This window comes from Calothrix sp. NIES-2098, assembly GCF_963875125.1.
Classification (GTDB): domain Bacteria; phylum Cyanobacteriota; class Cyanobacteriia; order Cyanobacteriales; family Nostocaceae; genus Aulosira.
Window position 1 is genome coordinate 4277519 of record NZ_CAWNKJ010000001.1, and the last position, 11197, is coordinate 4288715.

Below are 11197 nucleotides of genomic sequence, written 5' to 3' on the forward strand. Positions count from 1 at the left end.
AACACTAAATTTCTATGTCAACTAAAGTATGAATTATCAAGGATGAAGTACAACGTATAAATTGTTATTTGTCATTAGTCCCCCCTGCTTCGTCTGCTATTGCCTTCTGCCTTTTTCATTGCAACTTATAGGAGAAAACTACCGTGACTAACGGAATTTACCAAGCACAACCACCTTTAGAATTTATTCCTCCAAGGTTTAACCCTTTATTACTTCAATTGGCGCACCTGTTACTTCCAAGCTGGATTAACTGGAAAACGGCGATTACCCACATCGAAGCTGACAACGTAGAGATTTTAGCGGATCTCTATCACCAGTTTCAGGAAGGTAAGATTCGGTTTTTGCTAGCATTTCGCCATCCGAAAACAGAAGATCCGGTTTGTTTAGGCTACTTACTATCGCAACTCGTGCCTAAGGTAGCACGGGAACAAGGCATCAAAATTGAAACTCCAATTCATGCTCATTTTATCTACGATCGCGGCATTCCTCTATGGGCAGGTGAACATATCGGCTGGCTGGCTTCGCATTTAGGCGGTACTCCCATCCAGCGGGGGAAAGCTGACTGGAATGGTTTGCGTTCGGCGCGTGAATTATTCGCCAATGGGAAATTCCCGATGGCTGCTGCGCCAGAGGGAGCCACCAATGGTTTATCGGAGATTATGAGTCCCCTAGAACCAGGTATTGCCCAATTAGGCTTTTGGTGTGCTGAAGATTTGCACAAAGCTGGACGCTCCGAGCAGGTTTTAATTGTACCAGTTGGGATTAAATATAATTACGTTGCTGCTCCTTGGGGTGCGATCGCACAACTGTTAAGTGAATTAGAAGCTGCTAGCGGTTTACCTGTAAATCCTTCAGAAAATGGCAATAGTGCAACAATTGAGTCCCTTTATCCGCGATTGTTGACTTTAGCAGAAAAGTTATTGACGTTGATGGAAGAGTTTTACACAAAGTTTTACCATCAAAAGCTGCCAGAAATTATTTTGACAGCAGAAGAAACAAGCGATCGCAATCAAGCGTTATCAGCTCGCTTGCAAGCATTGATGCACATAGCATTACAAATTTCCGAACAATATTTTGATTTAGCACCTAAGGGAGCTTGGAATGATCGTTGTCGGCGGGTAGAGCAAGCAGGCTGGAATTATATATTTAGAGAAGAGTTTAAGGATATGAAAGCATTATCGCCGATAGAACGCGCTTTAGGCGATCGCGTTGCTGAAGAAGCAAACCGCCGAATGTGGCACATGCGCTTAGTAGAAAGTTTCGTCGCTGTTTCTGGGAGCTACATCAAAGCCAAACCCACAGCCGAAAGGTTTGCTGAAACTACCCTACTTTTGAGGGATATGGTAAATAAAATTCAAGGCACTAATAGCCTATTGCACCGTCCGCAACTGGGTAAACAACAGGTAAAAATCAGCATTGGTGAGCCGATATCTGTTTCTGAATGTTATCCAGTTTATAAAGCTAATCGCTTAGGTGCGAAGCAAGCCGTAACTGAATTGACCAATGATTTACAGCACGCAATGGAGGATTTGATTGCCAAGGAAGGATAAGGAGATTCACCATTACATTCTAAAAATTGTTTATATAAACTAAGAGTGAAAACTGACAGCATCTTTTATCGCCTATTTCAAGAAGTTCCCAGTATTTTCTTTGAACTTATTGGCAACCCACCCGAAACTGCTAACATCTATCAATTTTCTTCAGTTGAAATCAAGCAAACAGCTTTTAGAATTGATGGTGTTTTTCTTCCCACTCAAGATACAAACGAGCCCATTTATTTTGTTGAAGTCCAATTTCAACCTAACGCAGATATTTACTCACGTGTAGTTTCTGAAATATTTTTATATTTGCGGCAAAATAAACCTAAACATACTTGGCGAGGAGTAATTATTTATGCAAGCAGAAGTATGGATATAGGAGACATCCAAGATTGTCACGAATTCTTTACTAGTCAGCGCGTGACACGAATTTATTTAGATGAATTAGGTGAAGTAGCATCACTACCCATCGGTATTGCTACTATGAAATTGATCGTTGAGAATGAAGATACAGCAATTACCACTGCTAGAGAGTTAATCAACCGCACTCAGCAAGCTGTAAGCTTGCAATTGCAGCAGCAGTTATTAGCATTGATAGAAACAATTTTGATTTATAAATTTCCGCAAATGAGTCGAGAGGAGATAGAAGCAATGTTTGGCTTAAATGAGTTGAAACAAACACGTGTTTATCAAGAAGCCAGAGAAGAAGGTGAACAAGAAGGTAAACAAAAAGCCAAATTAGAAGCTGTACCTAGACTTTTAGCATTAGGGTTAACTGTTGAACAAATAGCACAGGCGTTAGATTTAGATGTTGCGCAAGTGCAACAAATAGCACAGCAGACACCCGCAGATGAATAGTAAAGCGATCGCAGCATTTTGTATCTATGAACAAAATTACTATATCTCACCTTGATGATGACATGAAATCTCGTCTACAAAAACGAGCCAAAAAACTTAGTAGTAAATAAATTTGATGTCAGTCCTCACAGAAACTTTAGAAAGAATCTTTAAGCATCTGCAACAACATAGAGCAGAGATAGCTTCACTTCTTCAACCAGGATTAACAATTGAAGACATTCAATCTCAAATTAAACCTTTATCTTTTTGCTTACCACAAGAAGTTTATGAACTTTACCAGTGGCGTAATGGCATAGATTATTCAAATATTTCAAAAATTGAAAATTTACATTTTGATATCAGTTTTATTCCTAGACTTGACTTTCTACCTTTGGAAGAAGCGATAGAATCTTCTAAAGAAATTGAGGAATTTAGAGATAAATATACTTCACCAGAGGAAGAGAACTGCCATAAACCGTGGTTTCCAATCTTCGGTTCTGATGATTTAGAGTACCTAATTGTTTTTGGCGATTCGGTGACTAGTCAAGATTCACCTATAATGCACTGTCATTTAGGAGGTGGAAGTTTACCTCAAGTTAAATATCCTAATCTTACAATTTTCATGATGGTAGTAGCAGAATGTTATGAAACAAATGCTTATTATATTGTTGAACAGTCAAAATATAATTATCTTAGTTCATATTTAGAAGAAGACGTTAAACAAGTTGCTGAAATTGAACGTAAGTATTTTTCTGAACAACTAGAGGCAGTATTCAAAGCATTATCTCAACCCAAATCTTTACTGGAAAACGAGATATTTGAGATTTTATATCGCTTTAAAGACCCAAGATTTGTAGAGCCAATGATTCACGCTCTTCATCTACCTTTATATGAAGTAAATAATAAAGAAGAAAACAGCTTAATTCGTATAAGAGCAGCTATGATTCTTGGAGAAATTGGAGATTTGAGAGCAGTCGAGCCTCTTATGAGAGCATTAGAATCTCGGCTGATACAAGACTGTGGATACTCTATTGCAAATAAAGCAGCAGAAGCACTTAGAAAATTAGGAGACCCCAGAGCTATTAAATCGTTGCAGCTATTTTTGCAAAAACATAAACATATTCTTCCGCTGTTTATACCATCACCTTCATGGCTTGAGCGAATTGCTCTTCAAGAAGCGCGAGAGGAAGCAAAATGGGCAATCAAAGAACTGGAAAAGAAAAGTTATGAATAATTAAGATAAATGTATTTAAAAAAATACAGGAATGCAGAGTTATTTGCATCTTACACTTTTATACGGAAAATAGGCAGAATGGGAACATACCCTTTTCACCTGTACAATTTGCTTACCAAATATGTTTGCTTGATTAAGTTAAGTGATTTTCCAACAAATATGCGATCGCAAATTTACAAGCTATTTTCTATAAACATCTTTCCGATGCTTGCACTGCAAAAGTCGCACAAGTTGACTTTCATCATCAATTTTCATAGCGAACTCTATAATCACCAATCCGAATACGATATTCGTTATCAGAGCCTTTTAATTTCACAACTCCATCAGGACGCGGTTCATCTGCAAGATTTTGTATTTTCTCAACAACGCGCTCTCTCACATCATTGGGCAAATCATCAATCTGCTTTTGTACTGACCTTGAAATAACAACAGTAAGCCTCATGATGCTTGATCTGATCGATTCTTGATATACTCATCCATAGCCATGTACTCACCAAATGCATACTCATCGCGAACTGCTTGAATTTCTGCTTGTGTTTCTATATCGTCTTCATAAAGCGCTTCTTCTGCTTCAAAAATTTGTTGTTCGATTATCTCTTGCAGTTGAAGTTTCTCTTCTAAATTAAGAGAAGATATCGCTTGTGCTAAAACTTCCAAGGATAGTTGTAATTTAACAATAGCTGGCATTGTTTTCAAATGTTTTTATAATTTTTCATCTTCTTATAGCAATCTTATCGCATGGAGACAAATTTATAGAGTGTCTACCAATGGATAATTTAGATAGAAGAGGATTTCCGAATAATTTATGACTGCTATATACTTCTCGATTATAGCGGGTATACCCGCTATAAACAATCAATAGTAGTGATAATACCAACAAAAAATAAAGGGTAAAAGTTTTACCCTTTATAATAAATATATACATTTAAAAAGAAGATTGGACTTAAGTTAAGTGATTTTCCAACAAAGATGCGATCGCTTCTGGATGCATTTTCTTGTATTGCTTTTTACCAATCCGCACAACGCAGTTAGGCGCGCTGCTACAGCGTTTTTGACAGCCTGTATGTTCAATAGTTACTTTGTCGATTAAACCGCGATCGCACAAAGTTTTTTCTAATTCTGATAATAAACCTTTACCACCCCGCTTGACGCAACCAGATTTTTGACAAACCATGATTTTTGCTTTGGTTTGTGGTGATAAATTTTCTATTGGGCAAACTCCAGTTGCTTTTACCCGGAAAGCTTTGAATTTTATTTTACCTGTGTGCGGGTTGAGTTGGCTAATACCATCAACGCGAATGTGTTCTCCTGGTACTAAGGTTGAGCCTAAAGAACCGCGTAATTCTTTCGGGACTTTTACTTGCAAATTCCCCGCAGGAATTGCTAATCGCAAATATTTAAATTTACCTTCATCGCCAACGAAACCGAGGAATTTACCCTCAAGGTTTAATTCCGATAATGTCCGATATTTTTCACCCATGTTCGGCAACTCACAATTCAAAATTAAACTTAGTTCAACCTGAATTTAAACGGGTGATATCATGTCCAAGAGAATATCTATATCATGTTTAATAAATTAACAATAATATAAACTTTTGACGTTGCCGCATTAGTCTAAATTATGTATATTTAAATATACATGAGATTCTCAAAGTTAAATTACTATAGCATTACCTAATTCTTGGCTTGTTACCAATGACAAATGACAAACCAAATTAGATAACTATAGCGATCGAGTAATTAGTAGGACATGATATAAGAGATAGATGCTTCCCCAATCCCTATCTCCCCCCACGATTATTTTAGGAGAGGCGTCTAGCTTCTACTGTTAGAGGTAAACTGTTTTGGTCTGGTAATTCCCGAAATTCTAATTCCCAGCCATTAGCTAAAGTGAGAATCTTCCCCTCTGCGCCGTCTGTTTGTTTGACTACGACTTCTTCTAAATCTTTTTTAGCGACGTAGACAACCAAATGACCAGCATCATTCATCCGTAGCATTACTTTCATTAATTTCCTCGACAGATTCTAGTTCTTTTTTGCGACAACCAATGACGAACCCTGTATCTAAGAAATGCACAGCATAGATATAAGATCTCTGCAAATATGTGCCAATACTCGCAACGTAGCCAACTTGTCCCTTTTTAGCTAAAACTACCCCGATGTCTTGACCGGGAAATGTACCATCGTTTTTGATTAGCTTACGCAATCTGACTTTCTGGCCGATTTCAAAAGCGGGTGGTGAGTCAAGTTCCATTTCATCGGGTCGCATGAGAATACCTCTGTTCCCTAGCTAAATTCAAAAGTTCTTCTGTAGTCAGGTTGCGTTTTTTCTGGATTGATTGCTGGCGAACTGCATCTAAAACAGTCTGGGTTTCTTGTGAGTTGAGAAAGATACCGTATTGTTCGAGAACGCTAGATACCAAGTGACGACCAGAATGTTTACCAACTACTAAACGACGTTCCCAACCTACTTCTTCCGGTGCAAATGGTTCGTAGGTAACGGGGTTTTGCAACACGCCGTGAGCATGGATTCCAGATTCGTGAGCGAAGGTATTTTCGCCAACAATTGCTTTCCAAGGTGGAACACTGCAACCTGATGCAGAAGCAACTAGTTGAGATAGTTCTAGCAATCGGGGAGTGTCAATACCTAAATCGTGACCGTAAATGCGTTTGATGGCCATGACAACTTCTTCTAAAGCTGCGTTTCCGGCGCGTTCGCCTAAGCCGTTAACTGTGGTATTAACTGATGTTGCTCCAGCTTTAATACCAGCAAGAGCATTGGCAGTAGCCAAGCCAAAATCATTGTGGGTGTGAATTTCTAGCGGAATCATCAAAGCTGATGCCAGCCGCTTGACTTTATTGTAGGTAGTAAAAGGGTCAAGAACGCCAACAGTGTCGCAAAAGCGAAACCGCGATGCACCCCATTCTTGAGCATACAATGCTACGTCTAAGAGGAAGTTTTCATCAGCTCTTGAGGAATCTTCTCCGCCTACTGCTACCCAAAGACCGTTATCAACGGCGAAGCTAACACAGTCTTTGAGTTTTTGCAGACTTACCCGCCACTGTCCGTGAAATTTGGCGGCGATTTGAATACCAGAAACCGGAATGGCGATATGTACTCGCTGTAAACCACAAACAATAGAAGCCTTAATATCTGACATCACAGCGCGATTCCAGCCGAGTAATTTGGCTTGCAAACCCAAGTTAGAAATTGCTGAGATAGCGCGTGTTTCTTCCTCACCCATCGCCGGAATACCGACTTCTAATTCGGGAACACCAATGGCGTCTAGAAACTTAGCGATCGCAACTTTCTCTTCTAAGTTAAAAGCAACGCCGGCGGCTTGTTCGCCATCACGTAATGTAGTGTCATTAATTAGGATTTGACTCATCTCAAATATCTCACTATGGGTATTATTCTTAATATTGTTTCTCGATTGCATAACTGGTTATCTGCAATCGCCACTAATGGTAAATGCCTATATAATTTCTACAAGGGTGATGGTAAATGCTTAAGAATCTTAGAAGTCATGATTCATGACTCTTCATTATGATCCACTTCCACCCAAGATATCTGTATGACAGAAAACCAAAATTTGGTATCATTTACAATTTCTTTTTACCTTGAAAACTTTACTTTACTTGTGCCTCCTGTCTTCTGCTCTCTGCCTTTTTACCTATAGTTAAATTTGCTCATCTAGCCAATCTAAAATACGTTCAAGCTGCTCTAAATCAACTAGTCCATACTGCCAAAGCAGCATTGGTAAAGGCCCATTGTCCAATTCACGATGTTTGAGCGCGACAGCAATATCGGCGCTGGAAAGTTCAAGTTCATTATGCAAAAGGTTGAGTAATTCTATATTGCTGTTACGGATGAACATATCGGACTTTTACACTTTTGGATGGGGGCGGAAATAAAAAATTTGAAATCACAGATCTTCTTTTGTAACTTCACATTTTTATTTGCCAAAATATATCAAGAAAAATTCCAGATTTAGCAGATGGGATTCAACCCAAAGTGAGACGTTATACCAATTCGTAATTCGTAATTAAGAGGCTTCAGATTGAATCTGTTGCCAAAGTTTAGGGAATTGGCGTTATCTCAGTCTGCAATAAAATTTGCGAGGTAACAGTAGCTTCTACTTCTAAACTTCAGAGATGATTATGCATATGTGCAAAAATTCTCAATAAATGCTGACAATATCAACTTTTAGATGTGGGATTTCTCCTCAGTTACGGTCTATTGTCATAACCGGAAATTAATGAGACTGCTTCTGTTGACTGCGTTCCGGTCGCAATGACAGATACTATTAATGGAATCGGTCAAGACTCAGCAGTATCATGCCAGCAGCGTTCTAACCAATCTACTAATTCTTGGCGAGAAGCTAGAAATTGCATTACAGTACTCCGAACGAGCATCTCGGCTTGCAGACTATTCACTTGCACTCGTAAAGAACCATCCGCCGGACAGGAACAGGGAATCATTAACTCTTGCAAGCGGTAATAGATTCGCCAGCGATCGCTTAAAGGTATCTGCAAAACGCGATCGCCTAAAAAGTTAGAACTACTAGGTGGTAACATAAGCGTTTGTCCTTTGTCACTTGTCATTGGTCATTTGTTATTTGTGATTGACTCTGGACTCTTGACTTTTAACTCTTGCAATTGTTGTTCGAGTTGTTCTATGCGAGAAAGCAAAGAACGCATAACGCTGGCTTCCACATCGGGGAGTTTACCGTGTTCCAGAGGTTCGCCTTGTTTGCGAGAAATAATTCGACCGGGAATCCCAACAACAGTAGAATCGGCGGGAACATCGCGCAAGACAACTGAACCTGCGCCAACTCTGACGCGATCGCTTATTTGAATATTGCCTAAAATCTTTGCACCTGCACCTACCACAACGTTATTGCCTAAGGTAGGATGGCGCTTACCACTTTCTTTGCCAGTACCGCCAAGGGTAACACCTTGATAAATCAGCGTGTAGTCTCCCACGATCGCAGTTTCGCCAATGACGACACCCATACCGTGGTCGATAAATACACCTTTGCCAATCTCTGCACCAGGATGAATTTCAATTCCTGTGAAAAACCGTCCGATGTGAGAAATCAAGCGGGGAATGAAAACTACTCGGCGACGATGCAACCAATGAGCAAGACGATGCAAACATATAGCGTGCAATCCTGGGTAGCAAAATACTACTTCTAGCCAATTACGCGCCGCCGGATCGCGTTCAAAAATGATGCGAAAATCACTCAATAATGGCTCAAAAAAATTGCCAGAGAGTAGATTTTTCAGCAAGGAGGTATTTGCAGAATCCGGCTTCATAGTAGTCTGAGGATTTCTGATACTATTTAATGACTGTTGCATCGGTACTGTCTGGTTCAAGAGCCGTGTGTTATTTTTATGCTTATATCAGGCAGCTTCAAAGATGACAGTCTAGCCGATGTCTATTGTATTTATTGTATTGATTAAGCTTGTACTCAACCTTTGTAACCCCGATTGCAGCGAGATTTAAAATTTCTTTTGGGGTCAGGGTGCTAGTTTTTAATGTTAGGGGTACTAGTATTTATGAGGTAGGGGGTTAAGATTTTCTGCACTCATCATCAAACCCTCTATCTGTAACACTTCGCAACTCTTTATCTAACTTATTTTGCGATATATTAAGCTGTACTCAACTGCTTATAAATATGAGGTAAATGAGGCGACAAATGCCATATCTGTATATGCAGTTACGTTTCTCATTTTATTGTTTTGCTAGGGAAAAAACCTAATTTCTTCATTTTCTTTTAGTATTTGCTGTCTGTAAATATATATACTTTTCAAATCAATTTGGTTGTTAATAGAGGGGTTTTGTTTCACGTAGAAGCGCAGAGAACAAAGTTAGAGATTCTGAGTGAATAATTCTTGGCGAACTTAGCGTTCTTGGCGGTTCGTTAAAAAAATGACACTGGTTAAATAAAATGCGATCGCGATCGCACTTATCGCCACAATCAACTCACCCTTTGATTGCTTAACGAGCTTCTGAGCCTCATTAATGAACTTCTGAGCCTCATTAACGAGCTTCCGAGCTTCATTAACGAGCTTCCGAGCTTCATTAACGAGCTTCCGAGCCTCATTAATGAACTTCTGAGCTTCATTAACGAGCTTCCGAGCCTCATTAACGAGCTTCTAAGCCTCATTAATGAACTTCTGAGCTTCATTAACGAGCTTCTAAGCCTCATTAACGAGCTTCTGAGCCTCATTAACGAGCTTCTGAGCCTCATTAACGAGCTTCTGAGCTTCATTAATGAGGTTTGATTAATTACGAACTAGATGTGACTTTAGTCGATCTACCTTTGATAGCTTTGAAGCGTTCGCCTAATTGTTCAGCGACAGTTTTTAAACCTGGAGTCTTTTTCGCAGCTGTCTTAACGTAGTCATAAACAGTCAAACTACTGCTCATCGCTTCACTACCTACTGCCAGTAGAGTATCATCCACTTGTTCGGTAATTTGGCGCATTGAGGTTAAAAGTTCAGTGAGTGCGGAAGCTAATTGATAATCCCGAACAAGTTCCTCAACATCAAAGCTGGCTGGGAGAATTTCCCGGTTCGACTGAGCAGCAGTGACGCTATTATTTACAAATGCCAAGCTTTTATCACCCATTTTTAACAATCTACGTCGTTCCTCGTTGCTGAGAGTGATTAAAAAGGGTAGCTTTTTTTGGATAGTCTGTAGCGCCGCTTTAATTTCTTGGATATCTTGCGGTGAAAGGGAGCCAGTGATGTTTTGATAAGCCATCGTATTGTTACTGAGGTAATTCTAAGTTTAGGTAGCGATAGATGCTAAGTATAGAATGCCCGGTAAAGGATGCGATCGCACAAAATTACTTTACTTATTTATCCGTTTTAATGCAGACGGCGAAGGATACTGACCAGCTACTATCAACGCTTGACGTTCAATAATCCTTTCATCATTATTAAAATCTAGAATACGTGCTGTTACTTCGCCAATATCTGTAATTGGTTGAATCACCGCTTCATTTAGTTGAAAATGCTCACCCCAAAAGTCTCGACGTGGGTTGAAAAACCTTACAAGTTCTCCAGTTTGCCAATTAATTGAACCCAGATCGCTACCTTTTTGTAGATTACAGAAAATACAGGCATAGCAGAGATTATCTGCTGTTGTTGAACCGCCATGTTTCACACTGATTATATGGTCAACTTGAAACATTAAGCCGTCTGTTTCTGGAAATAAGCAATACTCACACACAGAATCAGAGCGATCGATAACTAAACGCCGCAATTCTACACTAATGTAAGGGCTAGACACTTTAAAGATTTACTCCGCACTGAGGTACTGATGAGCTTTTGCTTTTGCTAACCTCATAATATGCTCTAATGTCAGGAAATGATCTAACTCTCTCTTGTCCTGCGGTGTTAGTTCTCCCGTTTTGTGTCGGTAAACCAGTTCCTCTAAACGCGCTTTTGCTGAATCTGAAAGTTGAAAGTTAACCACACTTTGGGGAGTGGTTCCAGCCGCAATAAAATCTATAATTTCGTCGTAGACTTTGGTTGTATTTACAGATGTAGTCATGAGTTTACCTATTTTGATTTAA

General features: G+C 39.4%; 15 protein-coding genes. 3 read left to right on the forward strand and 12 right to left on the reverse strand.

What is annotated here, in order from left to right; genetic code table 11:
• Positions 1 to 143: 143 nt before the first annotated feature.
• The 3 genes from AACU33_RS17910 (at position 144) to AACU33_RS17920 (ending at position 3609) form a co-directional block, all read left to right on the forward strand.
• Positions 144 to 1550: a 1-acyl-sn-glycerol-3-phosphate acyltransferase gene (locus AACU33_RS17910; RefSeq protein WP_096589953.1), complete on the forward strand. Its 1407-nt coding sequence runs from the start codon at positions 144 to 146 to the stop codon at positions 1548 to 1550.
• A gap of 45 nt (positions 1551 to 1595) precedes the next feature.
• Complete coding sequence (locus AACU33_RS17915) at positions 1596 to 2396, forward strand: Rpn family recombination-promoting nuclease/putative transposase (protein WP_096589954.1); 801 nt, start codon at positions 1596 to 1598, stop codon at positions 2394 to 2396.
• Positions 2397 to 2511: 115 nt separating this feature from the next.
• The gene (locus AACU33_RS17920; RefSeq protein ID WP_096589955.1) at positions 2512 to 3609 is read left to right on the forward strand and encodes a HEAT repeat domain-containing protein; all 1098 of its coding nucleotides are present in this window, start codon (positions 2512 to 2514) and stop codon (positions 3607 to 3609) included.
• A 244-nt stretch (positions 3610 to 3853) separates the two neighbouring features.
• Here the strand turns inward: AACU33_RS17920 and AACU33_RS17925 are convergent, their stop codons facing one another.
• The 12 genes from AACU33_RS17925 to AACU33_RS17980 form a co-directional block, all read right to left on the reverse strand.
• Positions 3854 to 4051, reverse strand: a complete 198-nt coding sequence (locus tag AACU33_RS17925; RefSeq protein WP_339376112.1) for a type II toxin-antitoxin system RelE family toxin — start codon at positions 4049 to 4051, stop codon at positions 3854 to 3856.
• Positions 4048 to 4296 carry a hypothetical protein gene (locus AACU33_RS17930; protein WP_096589956.1) on the reverse strand — a complete coding sequence of 83 codons (249 nt, stop codon included), beginning with the start codon at positions 4294 to 4296 and terminating at the stop codon, positions 4048 to 4050. Before AACU33_RS17930 ends, AACU33_RS17925 begins: the two co-directional genes overlap by 4 nt.
• Before the next feature lie 256 nt (positions 4297 to 4552).
• Positions 4553 to 5089: a (2Fe-2S) ferredoxin domain-containing protein gene (locus AACU33_RS17935; protein ID WP_096589957.1), complete on the reverse strand. Its 537-nt coding sequence runs from the start codon at positions 5087 to 5089 to the stop codon at positions 4553 to 4555.
• A gap of 322 nt (positions 5090 to 5411) precedes the next feature.
• Complete coding sequence (gene nifT / locus AACU33_RS17940) at positions 5412 to 5615, reverse strand: putative nitrogen fixation protein NifT (RefSeq protein WP_096589958.1); 204 nt, start codon at positions 5613 to 5615, stop codon at positions 5412 to 5414.
• The gene (locus AACU33_RS17945) at positions 5590 to 5877 is read right to left on the reverse strand and encodes a nitrogen fixation protein NifZ (protein ID WP_096589959.1); all 288 of its coding nucleotides are present in this window, start codon (positions 5875 to 5877) and stop codon (positions 5590 to 5592) included. The genes nifT and AACU33_RS17945 overlap by 26 nt, the downstream gene beginning before the upstream one ends.
• The gene (nifV, locus tag AACU33_RS17950) at positions 5864 to 6997 is read right to left on the reverse strand and encodes a homocitrate synthase (protein WP_096589960.1); all 1134 of its coding nucleotides are present in this window, start codon (positions 6995 to 6997) and stop codon (positions 5864 to 5866) included. Before nifV ends, AACU33_RS17945 begins: the two co-directional genes overlap by 14 nt.
• Before the next feature lie 291 nt (positions 6998 to 7288).
• Positions 7289 to 7486 (reverse strand): DUF2949 domain-containing protein, encoded by a 198-nt coding sequence (locus AACU33_RS17955; protein WP_086757401.1) that lies wholly within the window; start codon positions 7484 to 7486, stop codon positions 7289 to 7291.
• 442 nt (positions 7487 to 7928) lie between these two features.
• Positions 7929 to 8186: an Asr1405/Asl0597 family protein gene (locus tag AACU33_RS17960; protein ID WP_096589961.1), complete on the reverse strand. Its 258-nt coding sequence runs from the start codon at positions 8184 to 8186 to the stop codon at positions 7929 to 7931.
• 30 nt (positions 8187 to 8216) lie between these two features.
• Entirely contained in the window at positions 8217 to 8969 is a 753-nt protein-coding gene (cysE, locus tag AACU33_RS17965; RefSeq protein WP_096589962.1) for a serine O-acetyltransferase, read from the reverse strand.
• Between the two features lie 934 nt (positions 8970 to 9903).
• Positions 9904 to 10380 carry a hypothetical protein gene (locus AACU33_RS17970; RefSeq protein ID WP_096589964.1) on the reverse strand — a complete coding sequence of 159 codons (477 nt, stop codon included), beginning with the start codon at positions 10378 to 10380 and terminating at the stop codon, positions 9904 to 9906.
• A 90-nt stretch (positions 10381 to 10470) separates the two neighbouring features.
• Entirely contained in the window at positions 10471 to 10911 is a 441-nt protein-coding gene (locus AACU33_RS17975; protein ID WP_096589965.1) for an HNH endonuclease, read from the reverse strand.
• 9 nt (positions 10912 to 10920) lie between these two features.
• Positions 10921 to 11175 (reverse strand): hypothetical protein, encoded by a 255-nt coding sequence (locus AACU33_RS17980; protein WP_096589966.1) that lies wholly within the window; start codon positions 11173 to 11175, stop codon positions 10921 to 10923.
• Between the last annotated feature and the right edge of the window lie 22 nt (positions 11176 to 11197).